We start from the raw sequence: 20,681 nt of genomic DNA, 5'->3' as shown, positions 1-20,681 counted from the left end.
CAAAGAAGGATAGAAGTATGACTCAGTGGATTGCAGGGCAATGGGTAGCCGGTCAAGGCGAAGCGATGACATCAGTTAGCCCATACGACAACCAAGTAGTGTGGAATGGCGACAGTGCTACACCTGCTCAAGTTGAATCAGCGGTAGCTGCGGCGCGCGAAGCGTTCCTAACTTGGAAGAAACTTAGCTTTGCTGAGCGTGAAGCGATTGTGCTTAAGTTTGCGGAAAAAGTGAAAGAGAACAGCGAAGAGATCGCACAAATCATTGCTAAAGAAACGGGTAAACCAATCTGGGAAACTCGCACTGAAGCGGGTGCGATGGCGGGTAAGATTGCTATCTCAATTCGTGCATATCATGATCGTACTGGTGAATCATCACGTGAAGCGGCAGGTAATCAGATCGTTCTGCGTCATCGCCCTCTAGGTGTGATGGCAGTATTTGGGCCTTACAACTTCCCAGGCCACCTGCCTAATGGTCATATTGTTCCTGCATTGCTATCGGGCAATACGATTGTATTCAAACCATCGGAGCAGACACCGTGGACAGGTGAGTTCGCGATGAAGCTTTGGCAAGAAGCTGGCCTACCTGCTGGTGTCATTAACCTTGTTCAAGGCGCTAAAGAGACAGGTATTGCTCTAGCGGATGCTAAAGGTCTCGATGGCGTGCTATTTACGGGCAGTGCTAACACGGGTCACATACTGCACCGTCAGTTTGCTGGTCAACCGGGTAAGATGCTGGCACTAGAAATGGGTGGTAACAACCCTATGGTGATCAGTGAACACTTTGGTGATGTTGATGCTACGGTATATACCATTATTCAATCAGCCTTTATCAGTGCAGGTCAACGTTGTACTTGTGCGCGTCGTCTCTATGTTCCAGTGGGTGAGAAGGGTGATCAGCTGCTCGATAGCCTAGTGGCAGCAACTAAGAAGATTCGTGTAGACCAACCTTTCGCTGAGCCAGCTCCTTTCATGGGGCCACAAATCTCAGAAGCGGCGGCTAAGTTCATTCTAGATGCGCAAGCAAACCTGCAATCTTTAGGTGGTGTAAGTCTAGTTGAAGCGAAAGCTGGTGAAGCTGCATTCGTAACACCGGGCATCATCGATGCAACCAATATTGCAGAGCTGCCAGATGAAGAGTATTTCGGCCCACTACTACAAGTGGTTCGTTATGAGTCACTAGAGCAAGCGGTTGAATTGGCGAACGATACACGTTTTGGTTTGTCTGCAGGACTTGTATCAACAGACGACTCTGAGTGGGAGTACTTCGTTGATCACATCCGTGCAGGTATTGTTAACCGTAACCGTCAGCTAACAGGCGCAAGTGGTGACGCACCATTTGGTGGCCCAGGTGCTTCAGGCAACCTACGCCCGAGTGCTTACTACGCAGCGGACTACTGTGCATACCCAATGGCATCGATGGAAGGCGGTGAAACGCAACTTCCAGCGACCTTTAGCCCGGGTATCGAATTGTAGAAAGCAATTAATCACCACTAACAACGTAAACCATCAATTGGAGGCAGGGAAGTTTGGCCTCCTTTGGATTACTCGCAAGGCGTCTGACCTTGCGAGATATAATTATAAAATAAGTATGTCACAAGCTGATGGCTGCTGACGCCTCGTCGCAGCCACACTCTTTCTAATCCAACTCTCTAGCTTGCTAGAACCCGACAAGGAGTCACCATGACACCCGATCTACTGTTCAAATCCCTATGGGATGACTACATCGAACGCCTCTGCCCATCTGCTGAGAAGGTACATCAGCTGTTGAAAGAAGAGGAAGACCTTATCAATGATCACATCGCGCTGCGTACGTTTAATGTTGCGCCTTTGGGGATTGATACGCTTGCTAAACCTTTCTTAGCACTTGGTTACAAAGCGTGTGGTGACTACCTGTTTGAAAGTAAGAAACTCGTGGCTAAGCACTTTGAACACCCAGATCCAACCCAGCCAAAAGTGTTCATTAGTGAACTGAAAGTGGAAGAGTGTTCTGCAGAGCTACAAGCGATCGTTGCTAAGTTGGTTGCGCAGGTGGATGCAAGCAAGTTAGAAGGGCAAGACTTCCTATATGGCGGTCGTCTTTGGGACTTGGATTTCCAAGATTACAAACAATTGGCGACAGAGAGCGAATACGCGTCTTGGTTGGCCGCGCATGGTTACGGTGCTAACCACTTTACCGTGAGTGTGAACCAGCTAAATGAGTTCACCGAAGTCCAAGCCGTGAATGATCACCTGAGTGAGTCTGGCTTTACGATCAATAGTGTTGGCGGTCAAGTGAAAGGCTCTCCAGAGGTTCTGCTAGAGCAATCATCAACAATGGCGGATAAAGTGAAAGTTGAATTCTCAGAAGGTGCGGAGTTAGTTCCAGGCGGCTTCTATGAGTTTGCTAAGCGCTACCCAATGGCTAATGGCGAGCTTTACACAGGTTTTGTTGCAGCATCGGCCGACAAGATCTTCGAAAGTACTAACGGGTAACGAAAGGTACGAGCACGGTGTTGCCCTAAAGATTTGGGGACGCTTCGCTTCGAGAGTGTCTACAAGGCGAGAGCCTCGTGTGCTCCATTCGTATCTCGTATCTCGTATCTTCTATCGATAAAGAAAAAGCCACCAAATTCGCGTTTGGTGGCTTTTGAATTTTTGCTCAGTTAATCGAGATTAACGAGTACCGTAAACAACGATAGTTTTACCGTGAGCAGAAATTAGGTTTTGCTCTTCTAGCATCTTCAAGATACGACCTACAGTCTCACGTGAACAGCCAACAATCTGACCGATCTCTTGACGAGTGATCTTGATTTGCATGCCGTCTGGGTGAGTCATCGCATCAGGTTGTTTCGCTAGGTTTAGTAGCGTTTGTGCGATACGACCAGTAACGTCAAGGAACGCTAAGTCACCAACTTTTTGGCTGGTTACTTGAAGACGGCTAGCCATTTGCGCAGAAAGACGCATCAGGATGTCTGGGTTCACTTGGATAAGTTGACGGAATTTCTTGAAAGAAATCTCTGCAACTTCACAAGGAGATTTTGCACGAACCCATGCAGTACGCTCTTGGTCTTCTTCGAATAGACCAAGTTCGCCGATAAAGTCGCCTTGGTTTAGGTAAGAAAGAATCATTTCCTTACCTTCTTCGTCTTTGATAAGAACTGCCACAGAACCCTTAACGATGTAGTACAGGGTCTCTGCCTTTTCACCAGCGTGAATCAGAGTACTCTTTGAAGGGTACTTATGAATATGACAGTGTGAAAGGAACCACTCTAATGTTGGATCGGTTTGAGGTTTACCTAGAACCATAATATCTCACTTCCTCTGCAGGGTATGCTTGCCGCTTTCCATATTTTAGCTAAGCCTGAATTTGACTTCTTAGGATAAGAGCACTTGTTCTGTGCTGCAAGCTATCTTGTGTTTCGGTTAAGAATAGTATCCTTTTTCAGTCACTATTTCTTGATTTTAATCGTGACCAAGCTACGATTTTTTACGCAAAATTGTGCACATGATCACGGTATGAAAAGTAATCAACCGGAATGCTGTTCCGTTAGCCAATTTTTCCCGTTTCAATGAGCTGTTGTAAGATTGGTCTTACGATGAGCTCCATAGCAAAGCTCATTTTCCCGCCTGGCACAACAAGTGTATTGTGACGAGACATAAATGAGCCATCAATCATAGCGAGTAAGTACGGGAAATCGACGTTTTTGATACCACGCAAACGAATAACTACGAAACTTTCGTCAAGGCTAGGGATGCCCTTTGCATTAAGTGGGTTAGAGGTATCAACGGTCGGTACTCGCTGAAAATTGATATGGGTACGTGAAAACTGTGGGGTAATGTAGTTGAGATAGTCGTCCATTGAACGAACAATAGAGTCCATTACCGCTTCACGTGAATGCCCGCGATCACGTGTATCTCGGACGAATTTTTGAATCCACTCTAGGTTGACGATGGGTACCATGCCAATCAGCAGGTCAACGTGTTGCGATACGTTCACATCACCATCAACAACCCCACCATGTAAACCTTCGTAAAACATCACATCAGAGTTTTCTGGAATCTCTTGCCATGGGGTAAAAGTGCCCGGCATTTGATTGTAAGGCACTGCCTCATCAAAGGTGTGCAGGTAGCGTCTGACTTGCCCAGTCCCCTCGTTACCATACTGACGGAAGAACTCTTCAAGCGCACCAAAGTCGTTGGCTTGTGGGCCAAAGTAACTGATGTGCTTGCCTTGCTCTCGAGCCTTTCGGATCTCGACATCCATTTCTGGACGAGTAAAGCGGTGGAAACTATCGCCTTCAACCCAAGCCGCCTTCACATCCATCATGTTGAACATTTTTCGGAAGGCTTCTGAGGTAGTGGTGGTACCGGCTCCTGAAGAACCCGTAACCGCAATAATTGGATGTTTAGCGGACATGACAACCCTTGTCGTTAGAATAACTTACTTGTTAGCAATCGTTTTCCACTATAACACGGCTATTTTTTTATGGCAGCCTAGAAGCGTTTAGTGAGTTGTATATCGACAGTTTCGTGTAGTTCAGAAAAAACAATGCTCGCTTCTCCTGATTGCAGTTGCTGTTTTACTTGGTCGATTTTTGATTGCAGTGAGATCTCAACATCGCCGTAATCGGTACCCTCTCTGAGCACGAATTCCTTGATAAGGTTTTCTAGAGTTTCAGGGGCGATGTCTTGCCATGGAATGATCATAAATACATCTCTCTTTTATGTTCATGGATATGTTTAAAGGTTACTAAGGTTCGCTTTAGTTTTTGAGTACTGGCCTTAATGTGGCGCTATTATGCCGAATCTTGAATACTTTCATAATAGGCAGGCAGTGCCTCTTCTAACCAAAACTTAGGGTTGAAGGTGCTACCAGTAATGAAGCCAACGTGCCCACCTTTCTGAAACAGCCGGTAATCTATGTTATCCGGTAGAATGAATTTCGGAATCACATCATCGGTCATGAAAGGATCGTCTTTGGCATGAATGATCTGCGTAGGCAGCTTAATGCGATTAAGCTTTGGTAGTGCAGAACATTGCGCGTAGTAATCTTGTGCATTCTTAAAGCCATGCAAAGGTGCGGTGATCAAATCATCGAACTCATACAGCTTTTCGATCTTCTTGATCGTGTCTGCGGTGATGCCTAACTTTTCTGAAAGCAGCTTCTCTTTCTTGAGCGCATTGGATTTAAGTGAGTTCAACAAGTATTTCTTGTAGACCTTAGAAAACCCTTGTTCGATTCGGCTTGAACAACTGGCAAGATCAAACGGCGCTGAGACAATGGTCGCCGCGGAAAGTAGAGGATCGTCAGCGTATTCAACGAGGTAGTTGGCCAACATGTTACCGCCCAAAGAGATACCGACAGCTACCTTAGGATTATTCGGAAACTGAGCATGCAGGTTTCTTAAGAAAAAGCGTGCATCTTCTACTTCACCGGAGTGATACGCGCGAGCTAGGCGGTTGGGTTTACCGCTGCAGCCACGAAAATGCATCATTACCGATAACCATCCATCTTCGGCAAAAGCGTTCATAAGACCGTTGGCATAGGGGCTTTCAAAGCTGCCCTCAAGGCCATGAAAGAGCACGAAGATTGGCTTGCGATCGAGACCTTCGTTACTTGGGTCTTCGCTCCACGCTAAATCGAGAAAATCATGGTCAGGCGTTTCAAGTGTTTGCCAGTGAGGGTGGAACAGCGCCTGCTTACGAATAAACCTAGGGACCAAGGTCTGAAGGTGGGGGTTAGATAGGCCAGTCGCAGCGGTAAAAATTGTCATAGTAGAGGTTCCATCATTCTCTGGGGCTGAGATATCACTCGCGTTTCTCTTTGAGCTTGGTCTATCTTGACGCGGTGCGCAAGTGGTGAGTGATGAGTGTTGACCAAGAATTGACGCAGCTAATGTATTGAAAAATAAGTGTAGTAATGTGACGTCTAGTTAATAGCGCTATGTTCTTCGGGTGCCAGTGGCTCTGAAAAGAATTCATATAGTGACTCGGCAGAGAGCAAGCGACAGTACTGCAACACCAGCGGTGTAGTTGCGTTTGATGTCAGAGGAAGGCGATTGATACAGTCTACCAGATCCGATTGTTGCTGCTTTTCGAGTTGGAGTTCGAACTGCAGCGCTTCTCGATACAGTGAGTCGACCACATGAGGCTTAAGGTGTTTACGTAGCTCTCGATAACTGAGCAGCAGGGATTCTGAGCGGCTTAAACACTGTTGAATGTTGTGCCACTCAGTCTCTTTGAAGGCCAATTGCTGCTCGTCTAACCATTTGAGGAGCAGCAGTAGATTCACGTTACCATGATATTGGTTTTGTAGGGTCAGACATGCATCTTTAACGCCGCGAGCACTGTAATAGCTGAGGCTAAATTGCCACAGTCTCTCTAGTGTTAGCGTTGTCGGTGCATGCTCTGAACTCATAAATTTTCCATATCCTGTTCCATCTGCTCAAGCTCTTCTTGAACAGACATCCACTCCATTTCAACCTCTTCAAGTTGAGATTTACTGGTGGCTTGTAGTGCGAGTACTTGATTAAGTTTAGCTTTATTTTCGGCTTCATACAGCGAAGTGTCAGACAATTGCTGTTCAGCTTCCTCTAGATCCGCTGTGAACTTATCCATTTGTTTCTCGAACTGGGTCAGTTTCTTGCGCAGCGGAGCAGTCAGTTTTCTAAATTCTGCCTCACGGCGTTTCTGCTCTTTCTTAGCTGCAGCACTGTTGGTGCCATCTTTAGCTGGTGCCTGCGCCTGTGCCTCTTTACGCTCGATTTTTTGCTGGTCAGTGAGCCATTTGTAGTAGTCGTTTAGATCACCGTCGAAAGGCGCGACCTGACGGTCATGCACTAGGTATAAATCATCGGTTGTTGCACGAAGTAGGTATCTATCGTGCGATACAATCACCATTGCGCCCTCGAAGGTTTGCAACGCCATGGTGAGTGCTTGGCGCATGTCTAAATCTAGGTGGTTGGTTGGTTCATCGAGTAGCAATAGGTTCGGTTTCTGCCAAACCAGCAGAGCCAGTACGAGGCGTGCTTTTTCGCCACCAGAGAAAGGGGCGACCTTATCCAGCGCTTTGTCTCCTTGGAAACCAAAGCTACCTAAGTAATCACGCAGTTGTTGCTCAGTATGCTTTGGCGCAATCTGCATCATGTGTTGTAGTGGCGTCTCTTCTGGGTGCAAGGTTTCTAATTGATGCTGTGCGAAGTAACCAATCTTGACACCTTGCGAGTAGCTCAGCTCACCGGCTTGTTGCTTCAGCTCACCAGACAGCAGCTTGATTAACGTCGATTTACCTGCACCGTTACGACCCAGTAGACCAATGCGGCTACCTGGAACAAGGTTCAAGCGGATCTTCTCGAGGATCAGATTATCGCCGTAGCCTGCTGATACTTCATCCATCATCAAGATAGGGTTTGGCAGCGCGTCAGGCTCTCTAAATTCGAAACTGAATGGGTTATCGAATTGAGCCGGCAATACTTGCTCCATCTTTTCGAGCGCCTTGATACGGCTTTGTGCTTGGCGTGCTTTTGATGCTTTGTAGCGGAAGCGGTCGATGTAGCTCTGCATATGCGCCATCTGTTTCTGTTGCTTCTGGTACATTGCTTGTTGCAGCACTAACTTCTGGGCACGCTGATTCTCGAACGATGAGTAGTTACCTGTGTACTCATTGAGTTTCTGGTTCTCAACGTGAACGATGCGATTGACGATAGGGTCTAGGAAGTCCCTATCGTGCGAAATTAGGATAAGTGTGCCTGGGTAGGTTTGCAGCCAACGCTCTAGCCACATTACAGCGTCTAAGTCCAAGTGGTTGGTCGGTTCATCGAGTAGCAGTAGGTCACTTCGGCACAATAGAGCCTGTGCTAAGTTCAGGCGCATACGCCAACCACCCGAGAACTGAGTCAGGTTCCAACTCATCTGCTCTTGGCTAAAGCCTAAGCCGTCCAGTAGTTCTGCAGCTCTTGCTTTGATGCTGTAGCCGCCAATAGTTTCGATCTTGCCGTGAATCTCGGCCACCAGTGTACCGTTATCCGCTTGTTCTGCTTTCAGCAGCTGCTCTTCTAAACCACGATATTCACGATCACCATCAATCACATACTCAATTGCGGTTCTCTCGAGCGCTGGCGTTTCTTGAGCTACCCATGCCAGCTCCCAGTGTGCTGGCTTGCTGAATGACCCTGCATCAATCGATAGTTCGTCTTTGATAAGAGCGAACAGTGTGGACTTACCACAACCGTTTTTACCAACTAAACCCACCTTGTCGCCAGGGTGTAGAGTCGCAGATGCTTGGTCAAGCAGAGGTTTACCGCCGCGCAGTAGTTGAATATCCGAGAAAGTAATCATAGAAATCGCAAAGAATTAAGAGGTGAACAGACGCCTGCATAGTAGGCGGAAACCAGATAAAAGTCGATCACAATGCAAATTGGGTTATGATGCCAATAACATATTAATAACTTTTGTTAGAATTTTCTTGGCATTGCCACCGTTTGCCCTGTAAGGAATGTTTCAAAGGAATGAGTGATTTGTTATCTACAAATAACACAGTACCCAAGGTCTTGGTGATTTTTGCTCACCCAGAGCCTCAAACCTCTATTGCTAATCAAGTGATGCTGAAAAAAATAGAGTCGCTCGGTCATGTTAAAATTCATGATCTCTATGCGGCCTATCCGGACTTCTTTATTGATGTTCCGTTTGAGCATGGGCTGCTTCTTGAACATGACATCATCGTCTTCCAACACCCTCTGTTTATGTACTCTTGCCCTGCGTTACTCAAAGAGTGGTTTGATCGCGTACTAGGTAAAGGTTTTGCGTTTGGTGATCAAAGTGCATTGAAAGGTAAGTACTGGCGCAGTGTGATCACGACAGGTGGTAAAGAGGAGGCATTTGGTGCTTCGGGCTATAATAAATATCCACTACAAGAGATCTTGCAACCCTTTGAGCTGACGGCAGCCCTGTGTCAAATGCACTGGCTAGAGCCTCTGGTTCTGCATTGGGCTCGAAATGTATCAGACATGACGCGTTATCAACACGCCGAGTCGTACCGAAATTGGTTGAGAGAACCATTGCAACTTCTTGAACAGCAGCACAGGGAGGCGCAGTAATGGCATTAACCAATGAATTCCTCCAAAGCAGTGTGATTTTCCTATCGGCTGCCGTCGTCGCGGTGCCTATTGCTCAGCGTGCTGGACTAGGCTCTGTACTTGGTTACCTCTTGGCGGGCGTGGCGATTGGCCCTTGGGGACTTGGATTAATCAGCGACGTCGAAGCGATTCTCCATTTCTCCGAATTCGGGGTGGTGCTGCTGCTCTTTCTCATTGGTCTCGAACTTAATCCCAAAAAACTCTGGACCATGCGGGGGCCCATATTAGGCCTCGGTGGCGCTCAGGTGGTTATAACAACGCTACTGATCACAGGGGTAGCGTGTCTCTTTGGTTTGAGTTGGCAGACCAGTTTGGTTATCGGTATGGGTCTGGCACTCTCATCAACCGCGATTGCGCTGCGCGTTATTGAAGAGCGTGAGCTGAGCGGCAAGGAGGCCGGGCAGTCAGGCTTTGCAGTATTGCTGTTCCAAGATATTGCGGTGATCCCAATGCTGGCGCTGCTACCATTGCTCGCGGGTAATACCGGTGGTAGTTGGGCAGACATGTTGTGGATGCTGGCTGGTGTCGTCGGTTTGTTGGTCGGTGGTCACTTCCTACTTCGTCCGTTGTTTCGCTACGTAGTATTGAGCGGTGTTCGTGAACTGTTTACCGTTGCAGCGCTACTGCTGGTAATTGGTATTGCGGTGATCATGCAGCAGATTGGATTGTCGATGGCTCTCGGTACTTTCTTGGCGGGCGTTCTACTGGCTGAGAGTGAATACCGCCACGAGTTAGAGATTGCGATTGAACCATTTAAAGGGCTGCTCTTAGGTCTGTTTTTTATCTCTGTGGGTATGGCAGTAAACCTAGGACTACTTGCCGAAAGCCCGTTTGCAATCTTGATGGCTGTATCTGCTTTGGTTGTGATGAAAGGCCTGGTGTTGTATGCCCTTGCTCGTATCTTTGGTACACAAGCGAAAGCGCGTAGCCGTATGGCGATGATCTTAAGCCAAGGTGGTGAGTTTGCTTTCGTTATCTTCACGGCAGCGAGCGCTCAAGGCATCTTGAGTATGGAGCAAGTCTCTTTCCTATTAGTTGTTGTGAGCCTATCAATGGTCACCACGCCACTGATGCTTAAATTGCAAGATAGGTTCTTTGCACGTCAGTTGAATCAAATCAGTGAGAATGCGATGTCTTCTGACGTCGTGGATCGCAGCCCACGCGTGATCATTGCGGGCTTTGGTCGCTTCGGTCAGATCATTGGGCGCTTGATGTATGCCAATAAGATTCGTATCACTATTCTTGAGAGCGACGCGAGCCAAATCCATATCTTGCGTAAGTTCGGTTATAAAGTGTTTTACGGTGACTCGACGCATCTAGAACTTTTGCGTGCTGCGGGCGCTGATAAAGCCGAAGCCATTATTCTTTGTACTGACTCACCAGATGAGATCATGAAAACGGTCGATCTGTGTCGCCAACACTTCCCGCGCCTAAAAATCTTGGCACGTGCTCGAAGTCGTGTTGAAGCGTACCAACTATTGAACCACGGTGTGACCAACTACTCTCGTGAAACCTTCTTAGGAGCGTTAGACTTGGGTAGACAAGCTCTGACTGAACTCGGCATGCACCCATACAAAGCAAAACGTGCGGAGGCGCATTTCCGCAAACTCGATAACGCCATGCTAAAAGACCTGCTTCCTCAGCACAGTGAAGATGCGGAATTAGCACAAAGGGCCAAAGAGGCTCGTAAAGAGTTGGAAGAGATTTTTGGGCATGAGATGGAAAATGATCATCAATCTCGAAACTACTGGCAGTAAACTGCCGATAAAATAATAAGATAACAGCCATGGTTAAATGGCACGCATCCAAGTTGTAAAGGATAGATAACGTGAAACAGAAAAAACGCTTTATTGCTGGCGCTAGCTGCCCAAGCTGCAACTCTCAAGATACTCTGCGCTGGTGGGTAGAGAACAATATTGAGCTGGTTGAGTGTGTTGATTGTGACTTTACAGAGCAGCGTAAACCGAAAACTGTAGAGAAATCTGAACACGCTAATCAAGAAATGATCGGTATTTTTAAGCCGGAATGATTGAGTTTCGTTAATTGATCCCCATAATATCCCGGTACAGAATTTTTCCTAAGCTCAATTGTTGGAGCTTAGTCCAAACCTCCTTGGAGCTCTCATGAAAATTGAAAAGAACGTAGTAGTTAGTGTTGCATATCAAGTGAAACTTGAAGATGGCGTAGTAGTTGACCAATCAACTGCAGAAGCTCCACTAGATTACCTTCACGGTCATAACAACCTAATCACAGGTCTTGAAAAAGAGCTTGAAGGTAAAGTTGCGGGTGACAAATTCTCTGCAACAGTTGCACCTGAAGAAGCATACGGCGAGCACAACGATGCACTTGTTCAACGTGTACCAGCAGACGTATTCCAAGGTGTTGAGCAGATCGAAGTTGGTATGCGCTTCCTAGCTGACACAGACCAAGGCCCAATCCCAGTAGAAGTGACTGAAGTTGACGGCGACGAAGTTGTTGTAGACGGCAACCACATGCTAGCTGGCCAAACTCTAACGTTCGACGTTGAAGTTGTAGCGGTTCGTGAAGCGACTGAAGAAGAGATTCAACACGGTCACATTCACCAAGCAGGTCACGACCATGAAGGCGGCTGCTGTGGTGGCGAAGGTCACGACCACGGTGAAGAGAAAAAAGAAGGCTGCTGCGGTGGCGGTGGCTGTGGTTCTCACTAATTAGTGAACCCAAGCTGAATATAGAAAGCCTCCCTCGTGGAGGCTTTTTTGTATCTGCTGTATGGTCGTTGTCGATGCGGGTTTACGTCGTTACTTTTGAGACAGACTCTTCGAGCTGGCGGACCTAAATTATTCGCCTTTACCAGACACAGCCTGATGAATATGGTATTGGTAAGCAAAAGACCAAGACAGGCAAATGGAGAGCATCTATGTCACACCCTTTTTCTATCGCGATACATGGTGGCGCTGGGACGATTTTACGAGAACAGATGAGTGATGAGCTCAAAACTGGCATCGTTGAAGCCTTAGAAAAGTCCGTATTGGCAGGGCATCAAATTCTAAAGTCGGGTGGTGATGCACTGGATGCCGTTGTGGCCGCTGTTAAAGTGATGGAGGACAGCCCACACTTCAATGCGGGTAAAGGCTCGGTTTTGACTCATGATGAATTCGTCGAGATGGATGCATCTGTGATGCATGGTAAAGAGATGGATGCGGGTGCCATTGCTGGAGTGCGTCATATTAAAAATCCGATCGAGCTGGCTCGCGATGTGATGTTGAAAAGCGATCACGTATTACTGATTGGTGAAGGGGCAGAGAAATTTGCCTTTGAACATGACTATACCTTTACTGAGCAAGATTACTTCTTCACCGAGCGTCGTTACGATCAGCTGCAGTCGATGAAAGAGAAAGGTATCTTCGCACTGTCTGAGGCGAAATATGATGAACAGCAAGCCAACAAATACCCAGATGATAAAAAGTACGGCACGGTAGGTGCTGTCGCATTAGACCAAGCGGGTAATCTCGCTGCAGCGACCAGTACCGGTGGCGTAACGAACAAGAAGTACGGTCGTGTTGGCGATTCACCCATCATAGGTGCAGGGACTATTGCTGAGAATGGCAATGTTGCCGTTTCTACCACAGGAATGGGTGAGTTCTTCCTGCGTAAGATGGTTGCAAGTGATGTGGCGGCGCGTATGCGTTACTTGAAAGAAGACGTGCATACAGCTTGTGAACATATCATTCAGGGTGAATTGAAAGAGATGGGCGGAGAAGGTGGCTTAATCGCCATTGATAGCCAAGGTGAGATTCACTTCGGCATGAACAGCTCAGGTATGTATCGTGCGAGTGTTGATGTAGATGGTACCGTAGAAGTGAAAATCTACGCCGATGATTAAACGGACTTATCGGCAGGGTTGAGCATTAACTGATGTGTATAAAACAAAAAGGGTGACTCATGGTCACCCTTTTTGCATTCACAGAAACTCTCACTGCCGACATCTGAATATCAGTAGTGTGGCGGTGGCGTCTCTTCTGATGCGTCAGCCAGATTTGAGCCGTCGATATTCTTAACCTTACCGACAACATATTTCATTTGGTCTTGCATCTTAGTGATCAGCAATTGTTGTTGGCTCAGTGCCTCATTGAGTTCTTCAATGGTCTGCTCTTGGAAAGCCAGCTGACACTCAAGGTCATTCACTCGGCTCTCTAGTTGTTCAACTAGCTTCTCTGTCATCGTTCTTAATCCACGTTCCAAGCTTGGGCAATGCCCGCTGATGTTCCCGATATTACACGGCTCTGATTATCAAAGGCTGCATCATACACTACCGCACGAGGAGGGCGAGCATCTTTTAACGGCTCCGCTTCGTAGCGAGCGATGCGCTTGCCGGTCTGCGTATCCCAAATACTAACCTGGCTTGATGGTGTACCCGTGACGAGTTGCAGACCATCATCAGAGAAGCGAGCGGTTGAGAAGATCAGTTGGCGCGACCAGCTTTGTAGCTCCGCTTGTGGCTCACCCGTTTCAAGATCCCAAACTATGGCTTGGTTTCCGCCATCAGAGGTAAAAGCCAGCTCACCATCCCGTTGGAGTACGACTCGCACAACGCGCTGTTCATGCTCGAAGGTACGCAAAACCAGCCCTGTTTCTGTATCCCAAAGGTAGGCTTTGTAGTCGTTGCCACCTGAAAGCGCATAGCGGCCATTGGACGAGAGCGACACTGAATTGACTTTTTCTCGGTGAGCAAGGAACTCTAAGCGGCGACCAGTGACTAAGTCCACGTAGATGGCTTTACCGTTTGATAACCCGAGTAGGACTTTCTCGCCGTTACTGGAGATGTCGACATCACGGATCAATCCGTCAGAGATCGACCAAAGTCCTTCGGCTTGCGTCCAAGTTAGGTCCCAAACGGCAAAGTTCATCTGACTGGCTGTCACCGCATAGCGACCATTGTCAGAGATTTTGATTCGTGTAACAGGAGAGCTTTCTTGATCTTGCTCTCCAAGTTGGGCGAGTTCTTGATTCTCTGCAAGATCCCATAGCAGCAAGTGTTTCTGCTGGGAATAGAGCAGGGCAAAACGACCGTCTCTGCTTAACGCAAAGCTGGTGGCACCGCTGGGTTCGATATCCCAACGTTGATCATCCTCTTGGAAGAAAAAACATCCATTTAACAGAGTGATGACAATTGCATATAGTAATGAGTGAAAAAATATTCGCATCACGTCTAACAATCCGGTTTGTGTCAGAAGACATAGAACTAGTATATTGTTATAACTAACGTATTCACACCAATCTAATCATTAGATTTGTGCACAATAACCAATGGCTTGGCCATTAATTGGAGTATTCAATGAAATCAGTTTTAAAAGTATCACTGCTTGCCGCGACGGTTATGCTAGCAGTTGGTTGTCAGAAAGAAGAACCAAAGGCAGAAGCTCCTCAAGTCGAAGAAGTGAAAGTTGAAGCAGTAAACTTTAAAACAGAAGACGACAAAGCGGCTTACGCAATCGGTGTTTCATTTGCAAACTACCTAAGTACAAGCATTGATAAGCCAAGCGAACTAGGCATCAACCTAGATAAAGAGATGGTACTGAAAGGTATCGAAGATGTATTCGCAGGTAACACTGCACTAAACGAAGACGAGACGCGCGCTGCACTAGAAGCTCTTGATCAGCGTGTAGCAGAAACAATGCAAGCTCAAGCTGCAGAGAAATCAGCAGCAACTAAGAAAGCGGGTGAAGACTACCGTGCTGAGTTTGAGAAAACAGAAGGCGTTCAAAAAACTGACTCTGGCCTACTATACCAAGTAATGACAGCGGCGGAAGGTGAGTCTCCAAAAGATACTGACACTGTACAAGTACATTACAAAGGCACACTAACTGACGGTACTCAGTTTGATAGCTCTTACGATCGTGGCGAACCAGCAACATTCCCACTAAACCGCGTAATCCCAGGTTGGACGGAAGGCGTACAGCTAATGCAAGTGGGCTCTAAGTACAAGTTCGTTATCCCGCCAGAGCTAGCGTATGGTGAGCAAGACACACCAACAATTCCAGCAAACTCAACGCTTGTATTTGAAGTTGAGCTACTGAAGATTGATAACGCAGAAGAAACAGCTGCACAATAATCGTTTCACGAAGTGTTCTAAGGCCTAACTCAGTTAGGCCTTTTTTTATGCTGTCATTTTGAGTAATTGGTTTTTTAACTTGTTCTAAATCACTAGTTGCAATGTTAGCTAGGTGTGCAATTAAAAATTTCTGATAAACTTACATAAATTTGTTGATTTTTCACACGAAGGTAAGGAATTAAGTGACTACTACAGAAACAGTCAATGCGGATGTGTTACTTGAAATGGAATCAGTCAATGTCATGCCATTCAGTGAACACGATAAAATCATTCTGAGGTCTTATGAAGCCGTTGTTGATGGCATCGCAAGTCTTATTGGTCCGTTTTGTGAAATCGTTTTGCACTCGCTAGAGGATCTCAATACCTCTGCGATTAAGATTGCCAACGGCGAGAACACTGGGCGTCAGGTTGGTTCTCCAATCACCGATTTAGCGCTGAAGATGCTGAAAGATATTGAAGGCTCTAAGCGTAACTTCTCTCGTTCGTACTTTACACGCGCAAAAGGCGGTGTATTGATGAAGTCGATTACGGTGGCTATCCGTAATGGTGACGACCGAGTTATCGGCCTGCTTTGTATCAACGTAAACCTTGATGCTCCGTTCTCACAAGTACTGCAATCTTTCATGCCAACGCAAGATGCAGATGAAGCGGCGTCTTCAGTGAACTTTGCAAGTGACGTTGAAGAGCTGGTAGACCAAACCGTGGAGCGTACCATCGAAGAGATCAATGCTGATAAGTCGGTATCGAACAACACTAAGAACCGTCAGATCGTGATGGAGCTTTACGACAAAGGTATCTTTGATATTAAAGATGCGATTAACCGCGTTGCAGAGCGCCTAAATATCTCAAAACATACGGTTTACCTGTATATCCGTCAGCGTAAAACAGAGGATGATGAGAGTTGAGTTCAAGCCTAACGTATACCCTGTTAGTTAATGGGCCAATCTATGGCTCCCAATCTGCGAAAAATGCCTACCAGTTTGCGCTTGCTTTGATAGAGAGAGGACACCAACTGAAGAGTGTCTTCTTTTATCAAGACGGGGTGAGTAATGGTTCCGCACTGACCGTGCCGGCTAACGATGAATTTGATCTTGCTGGAGCGTGGCAAAAGCTTGCATCACAACATGAAGTTCGCTTGGAAACCTGTGTTGCAGCTGCATTGCGTCGAGGCGTTGTCAGTGAAGATGAAGCGAATCAACATCAGCTTGAAAATCACAACTTGGCGGATGGTTTTGAGCAAGCAGGGCTAGGCAGTCTTGCTGAGGCGATGTTGACTCAAGATAGGGTAGTGCAGTTTTGAAAAAGTTAGGGTACGTATTTAACAGCTTTCCTCATAGTACAGCATCGGGCAGAGAAGGCTTAGATGCACTTCTAGCGGCTTCCGCTTACACCGAGGAGATTTCGGTGTTCTTCGTCGGCAATGGCGTAACACAACTGCTAGAGCAACAGCGGCCAGGCGAGTCTTTGTCTCGTGATTACATTGCGGCATTTAAGTTGATGGAGCTTTACGATATCGAGCAGGTTTACGTGTGTGAGCAGAGCTTACAGCGCTTCGGACTATCGAGTGAACAACTGGTTATTGATACTCAAGTACTGGCACCAAGTGCTATGGCGCAGCAGTTTGCTCAATGCGACCAGATACTCACATTTTAAAGGTTTAACATGCTGCACATCATTAAGACGATCGAAAAGCTTAATCTCGCGCTTGCCTATCGCCAGCCGAGTGAACACTTACTGTTAACGGAAGACGCGGTTTACGCAGCATTGCCAAACCATGAGCTTGCGCAGCAGCTAATGAATATCGAAGAAGTGTCTGTGCTCGAGCCAGATCTCAACAGCCGTGGTTTGCAAAACCTCGCGTCGAAATCATTAACAAAAGTGGATTATTTGGGCTTCGTTACACTCACTGAACAGCACCAGCAATCCATCACTTGGTAACCCTTTACCACTTTTATCGACCAAATAGAGCATCCTTAGCTCTAGATGGCTAAAAAAGATCTGTATATTTCTTGACACACATCCCACTGCTGAATAGAATTTTGCGTCCCTAATTGCCACGTGTAGTTAGGGATAGATTTTTCACAAAGCTTACTTTCAAGTAAATTTCAGGAGCTAGTTAATGGCAACTATTAACCAGTTGGTACGTAAGCCTCGTGCAAAGCAAGTTGTTAAAAGCAACGTGCCTGCACTAGAAGCGTGTCCACAAAAACGTGGTGTATGTACTCGTGTTTACACTACTACACCTAAAAAACCTAACTCGGCACTACGTAAAGTATGTCGTGTACGTCTAACTAACGGTTTCGAAGTAACTTCGTACATCGGTGGTGAAGGTCACAACCTTCAAGAGCACAGTGTTGTTCTAATCCGTGGCGGTCGTGTAAAAGACCTTCCGGGTGTACGTTACCACACAGTTCGCGGCGCACTAGACTGTGCTGGCGTTAACGACCGTAAGCAAGGTCGTTCTAAGTACGGTGTTAAGCGTCCAAAATCTTAATGGTATCCGTTAAGTAAGGCCAAACACTAAATTAATTTTAATTTTTGAAGAAACTGAAAAGTTTTGGATAACCTGAAGAAGACAACGGAGAAAATCCATGCCACGTCGTCGCGTCATCGGTCAGCGTAAGATCCTTCCAGATCCAAAGTTCAAATCTGAACTGCTGGCAAAATTCGTTAACATCCTAATGGTTGACGGTAAGAAATCTACTGCAGAAAAAATCGTTTACACTGCACTAGATGCAATGGCTGAGAAATCTGGTAAAGATCACTTAGCTGTATTTGAAGAAGCTCTTGAAAATGTTCGCCCAGCGGTAGAGGTTAAATCTCGCCGTGTAGGTGGTTCAACTTACCAAGTACCTGTAGAAGTACGTCCGGTTCGCCGTAACGCACTTGCTATGCGTTGGGTAGTTGAAGCTGCGCGTAAGCGTGGTGAAAAATCTATGGCTCAACGCCTAGCAGCTGAAATGCTAGACGCGTCTGAGAACAAAGGTACTGCGGTTAAGAAGCGTGAAGACGTTCACCGCATGGCTGACGCAAACAAAGCGTTCGCACATTACCGTTGGTAATACCTTTTCAGTGCTGCAAGGTTCCTTGCAGCACTTCTTTAGTTCCTATGCGTATGCTAGGAACTATTGCTATTTCTAGAGGGATGCTTTTTTAGCAACTACTCTGGGTATAGCAATAGTCCCTAAGTCTCTAAGTAAAGAGGATTCAACCGTGGCTCGTAAAACTCCTATTGAGCGCTACCGTAATATCGGTATTGTTGCTCACGTAGATGCAGGTAAAACAACCACAAGTGAACGTATTCTGTTCTATACCGGTCTTTCTCACAAAATCGGCGAAGTTCACGATGGTGCAGCAACCATGGACTGGATGGAGCAAGAGCAAGAACGTGGTATCACAATCACTTCAGCAGCAACCACTACGTTTTGGCGTGGTATGGAAGCGCAATTCCCAGATCACCGTATCAACATCATCGACACCCCTGGACACGTTGACTTCACGATTGAAGTAGAACGTTCTCTGCGTGTACTTGATGGTGCAGTTGTTGTGTTCTGTGGTTCATCTGGTGTTGAACCCCAATCAGAGACAGTATGGCGTCAAGCTGACAAGTACCAAGTTCCACGTATGGTTTTCGTTAACAAAATGGACCGTACAGGCGCAGACTTCTTGCGTGTAATTGATCAGATCAAGGATCGCCTAGGCGCGACACCTGTTCCAATTCAATTGAACATTGGTGCTGAAGAAAACTTCCAAGGTGTTGTCGATCTTATCAAGATGAAGGCAATCAACTGGAACGAAGCTGACCAAGGCATGACGTTCACATACGAAGACATTCCTGCAGACATGCAAGAAATGGCTGAAGAATACCGTACAGAACTTGTTGAAGCTGCAGCTGAAGCTTCTGAAGAATTGATGGACAAATACCTTGAAGAAGGTGAGCTATCAGAAGAAGAGATTAAACAAGGTCTTCGTACTCGTACCCTTAACAATGAAATCGTACTAGCAACTTGTGGTAGTGCATTCAAAAACAAAGGTGTACAAGCTGTTCTTGATGCAGTGGTTGACTTCCTTCCTTCTCCAGTTGATGTACCTGCAATCAAAGGTATCGATGAAGACGAGAATGAAGCAGAACGTCACGCAGATGACAATGAACCGTTCTCTGCACTTGCATTTAAGATCGCAACCGACCCATTCGTTGGTACTCTAACTTTCATCCGTGTTTACTCTGGTGTAGTTGAAAGCGGTAAAACGGCTTATAACTCAGTGAAGCAACAGCGTGAGCGTTTGGGGCGTATCGTTCAGATGCACTCAAACAAGCGTGAAGAAGTAAAAGAAGTACGAGCAGGTGACATCGCCGCTATTATCGGTCTAAAAGATGTGACCACTGGTGAAACCTTATGTGACCAGAACCATAAGATTGTTCTTGAGCGTATGGAGTTCCCAGATCCAGTTATCCAGATCGTTGTAGAGCCAAGCTCACAAGCTGATCAAGATAAAATGACGATCGCTCTAGCTAAGCTAGCAGCAGAAGACCCATCGTTCCGCGTCGATATGGACGACGAAACTGGCCAGACACTGATTTCTGGTATGGGTGAACTACACTTAGATATCATCGTTGACCGTATGAAGCGTGAATTTAGCGTGAACTGCAACGTTGGTAACCCGCAAGTGGCTTACCGTGAAACAATTCGTGGTACAGCGAAAGCGGAAGGTAAATTTATCCGTGAACACGGTGGTAAAGGTCAATACGGTCATGTTTGGCTGAAACTGGAACCATCAGAAGTTGGCGAAGGCTTTGTCTTCGTGGATGAAATTGCCGATGGTACGGTACCTAAAGAGTTTATCGCTTCAGTGGCTAAAGGCGTTGAAGAGCAGATGAACAATGGTGTGCTTGCTGGCTATCCAGTTCTGGATATCAAAGCTACACTATACGATGGTTCTTACCATGAAACAGATTCAAGTGAGATGGCGTTTACAATCGCTGCCTCTATGGCTTTCAGAACAGGTGCACTTGAAGCGCAACCAGTTCTGCTTGAGCCTATGATGAAAGTTGAAGTAACTACTCCAGAAGACTGGATGGGTGACGTTGTTGGCGATATTAACCGTCGTCGCGGCATCATCGAAGGTATGGACGAGGGGACAGCTGGCCTGAAGATAATTCGTGCACAAGTTCCGTTGTCTGTCATGTTCGGTTACTCAACTGATTTACGTTCTGCGACACAAGGTCGTGCTTCTTACTCTATGGAGTTTAGTGAGTACGCTGAAGTGCCTAACAATGTTGCAAAAGCAATCATTGCAGAGCGTGGTTAAACAATAGGGCTGCATTTTTTTCATTTTTTTGAAAGATCTAATGCGTCCAAATATTGCGCTAACGAGAGTTGGCGCATAAAATAGCAATTTCTGGCGCGTCTCGACCAATAATGGTCGTGGCGAATCATAACTAGGAAGGAACACGATCGTGTCTAAAGAAAA

The 20,681-nt window shown here is 46.5% G+C and carries 23 protein-coding genes; 15 read left to right on the top strand and 8 right to left on the bottom strand.

The window, feature by feature from the left end:
• Nucleotides 1-17 precede the first annotated feature (17 nt).
• Both astD and KI743_RS11740 read left to right on the top strand, forming a co-directional pair.
• Entirely contained in the window at nt 18-1,475 is a 1,458-nt protein-coding gene (gene astD / locus KI743_RS11745; RefSeq protein WP_285466525.1) for a succinylglutamate-semialdehyde dehydrogenase, read from the top strand.
• 207 nt (nt 1,476-1,682) lie between these two features.
• Nucleotides 1,683-2,474: a DUF1338 domain-containing protein gene (locus tag KI743_RS11740; protein WP_150869374.1), complete on the top strand. Its 792-nt coding sequence runs from the start codon at nt 1,683-1,685 to the stop codon at nt 2,472-2,474.
• Between the two features lie 180 nt (nt 2,475-2,654).
• On the opposite strand, the gene crp is transcribed toward KI743_RS11740, so the two are convergent.
• The 6 genes from crp to KI743_RS11710 all read right to left on the bottom strand — a co-directional run bounded on the left by crp (nt 2,655) and on the right by KI743_RS11710 (nt 8,318).
• Entirely contained in the window at nt 2,655-3,287 is a 633-nt protein-coding gene (gene crp / locus KI743_RS11735; protein ID WP_004410522.1) for a cAMP-activated global transcriptional regulator CRP, read from the bottom strand.
• Between the two features lie 241 nt (nt 3,288-3,528).
• Nucleotides 3,529-4,398 (bottom strand): phosphoribulokinase, encoded by an 870-nt coding sequence (locus KI743_RS11730; protein WP_032550028.1) that lies wholly within the window; start codon nt 4,396-4,398, stop codon nt 3,529-3,531.
• Between the two features lie 77 nt (nt 4,399-4,475).
• Nucleotides 4,476-4,688 (bottom strand): YheU family protein, encoded by a 213-nt coding sequence (locus KI743_RS11725; RefSeq protein WP_032550029.1) that lies wholly within the window; start codon nt 4,686-4,688, stop codon nt 4,476-4,478.
• Between the two features lie 89 nt (nt 4,689-4,777).
• The gene (locus KI743_RS11720; protein ID WP_285466524.1) at nt 4,778-5,755 is read right to left on the bottom strand and encodes a hydrolase; all 978 of its coding nucleotides are present in this window, start codon (nt 5,753-5,755) and stop codon (nt 4,778-4,780) included.
• Between the two features lie 155 nt (nt 5,756-5,910).
• The gene (locus KI743_RS11715) at nt 5,911-6,399 is read right to left on the bottom strand and encodes a TIGR02444 family protein (protein ID WP_150869372.1); all 489 of its coding nucleotides are present in this window, start codon (nt 6,397-6,399) and stop codon (nt 5,911-5,913) included.
• Nucleotides 6,396-8,318 (bottom strand): ABC transporter ATP-binding protein, encoded by a 1,923-nt coding sequence (locus tag KI743_RS11710; protein WP_285466522.1) that lies wholly within the window; start codon nt 8,316-8,318, stop codon nt 6,396-6,398. Before KI743_RS11710 ends, KI743_RS11715 begins: the two co-directional genes overlap by 4 nt.
• Nucleotides 8,319-8,488: 170 nt before the next feature.
• Here KI743_RS11710 and kefG point away from each other — a divergent pair, with 170 nt between their 5' ends.
• From kefG to KI743_RS11685, 5 genes are all read left to right on the top strand, one after another.
• Nucleotides 8,489-9,076, top strand: a complete 588-nt coding sequence (gene kefG / locus KI743_RS11705) for a glutathione-regulated potassium-efflux system ancillary protein KefG (RefSeq protein WP_285466521.1) — start codon at nt 8,489-8,491, stop codon at nt 9,074-9,076.
• Nucleotides 9,076-10,872 carry a glutathione-regulated potassium-efflux system protein KefB gene (kefB, locus tag KI743_RS11700; RefSeq protein ID WP_285466520.1) on the top strand — a complete coding sequence of 599 codons (1,797 nt, stop codon included), beginning with the start codon at nt 9,076-9,078 and terminating at the stop codon, nt 10,870-10,872. Before kefG ends, kefB begins: the two co-directional genes overlap by 1 nt.
• A gap of 71 nt (nt 10,873-10,943) precedes the next feature.
• On the top strand, nt 10,944-11,144 hold the full coding sequence (locus tag KI743_RS11695) for a YheV family putative zinc ribbon protein (protein WP_032550037.1): 201 nt from the start codon (nt 10,944-10,946) through the stop codon (nt 11,142-11,144).
• Between the two features lie 94 nt (nt 11,145-11,238).
• Nucleotides 11,239-11,805 (top strand): peptidylprolyl isomerase, encoded by a 567-nt coding sequence (gene slyD, locus KI743_RS11690; RefSeq protein WP_032550038.1) that lies wholly within the window; start codon nt 11,239-11,241, stop codon nt 11,803-11,805.
• A gap of 209 nt (nt 11,806-12,014) precedes the next feature.
• Nucleotides 12,015-12,980: an isoaspartyl peptidase/L-asparaginase family protein gene (locus KI743_RS11685; RefSeq protein ID WP_285466518.1), complete on the top strand. Its 966-nt coding sequence runs from the start codon at nt 12,015-12,017 to the stop codon at nt 12,978-12,980.
• 110 nt (nt 12,981-13,090) lie between these two features.
• Here KI743_RS11685 and KI743_RS11680 read toward each other — a convergent pair whose 3' ends face one another.
• Both KI743_RS11680 and KI743_RS11675 read right to left on the bottom strand, forming a co-directional pair.
• Nucleotides 13,091-13,318 carry a SlyX family protein gene (locus KI743_RS11680; protein ID WP_032550040.1) on the bottom strand — a complete coding sequence of 76 codons (228 nt, stop codon included), beginning with the start codon at nt 13,316-13,318 and terminating at the stop codon, nt 13,091-13,093.
• Between the two features lie 5 nt (nt 13,319-13,323).
• The gene (locus KI743_RS11675; RefSeq protein WP_150893272.1) at nt 13,324-14,301 is read right to left on the bottom strand and encodes a WD40 repeat domain-containing protein; all 978 of its coding nucleotides are present in this window, start codon (nt 14,299-14,301) and stop codon (nt 13,324-13,326) included.
• A 131-nt stretch (nt 14,302-14,432) separates the two neighbouring features.
• Here KI743_RS11675 and fkpA point away from each other — a divergent pair, with 131 nt between their 5' ends.
• From fkpA to fusA, 8 genes are all read left to right on the top strand, one after another.
• Nucleotides 14,433-15,209 carry an FKBP-type peptidyl-prolyl cis-trans isomerase gene (gene fkpA / locus KI743_RS11670; RefSeq protein WP_150869368.1) on the top strand — a complete coding sequence of 259 codons (777 nt, stop codon included), beginning with the start codon at nt 14,433-14,435 and terminating at the stop codon, nt 15,207-15,209.
• A gap of 182 nt (nt 15,210-15,391) precedes the next feature.
• Nucleotides 15,392-16,114: a transcriptional regulator gene (locus tag KI743_RS11665; RefSeq protein WP_032550043.1), complete on the top strand. Its 723-nt coding sequence runs from the start codon at nt 15,392-15,394 to the stop codon at nt 16,112-16,114.
• Nucleotides 16,111-16,509 carry a sulfurtransferase complex subunit TusD gene (tusD, locus tag KI743_RS11660; protein ID WP_150869367.1) on the top strand — a complete coding sequence of 133 codons (399 nt, stop codon included), beginning with the start codon at nt 16,111-16,113 and terminating at the stop codon, nt 16,507-16,509. The genes KI743_RS11665 and tusD overlap by 4 nt, the downstream gene beginning before the upstream one ends.
• On the top strand, nt 16,506-16,862 hold the full coding sequence (tusC, locus tag KI743_RS11655) for a sulfurtransferase complex subunit TusC (RefSeq protein WP_285466516.1): 357 nt from the start codon (nt 16,506-16,508) through the stop codon (nt 16,860-16,862). The genes tusD and tusC overlap by 4 nt, the downstream gene beginning before the upstream one ends.
• Before the next feature lie 9 nt (nt 16,863-16,871).
• Nucleotides 16,872-17,147 (top strand): sulfurtransferase complex subunit TusB, encoded by a 276-nt coding sequence (tusB, locus tag KI743_RS11650; RefSeq protein WP_285466515.1) that lies wholly within the window; start codon nt 16,872-16,874, stop codon nt 17,145-17,147.
• Nucleotides 17,148-17,328: 181 nt separating this feature from the next.
• A complete protein-coding gene (rpsL, locus tag KI743_RS11645) occupies nt 17,329-17,703 on the top strand; it encodes a 30S ribosomal protein S12 (protein WP_004399892.1) in 375 nt (124 codons plus the stop codon).
• Between the two features lie 97 nt (nt 17,704-17,800).
• Nucleotides 17,801-18,271, top strand: coding sequence for a 30S ribosomal protein S7 (gene rpsG / locus KI743_RS11640; protein ID WP_004737195.1), 471 nt, complete (start codon nt 17,801-17,803; stop codon nt 18,269-18,271).
• A 151-nt stretch (nt 18,272-18,422) separates the two neighbouring features.
• Nucleotides 18,423-20,519 (top strand): elongation factor G, encoded by a 2,097-nt coding sequence (fusA, locus tag KI743_RS11635; RefSeq protein WP_032550048.1) that lies wholly within the window; start codon nt 18,423-18,425, stop codon nt 20,517-20,519.
• Nucleotides 20,520-20,681: the final 162 nt, after the last annotated feature.

The organism is Vibrio sp. D420a (assembly GCF_030248625.1).
Classification (GTDB): Bacteria; Pseudomonadota; Gammaproteobacteria; order Enterobacterales; family Vibrionaceae; genus Vibrio; species Vibrio fortis_A.
Note: the sequence above shows the minus strand (reverse complement) of the source record. Positions and strands in the feature narration are given on the sequence as shown.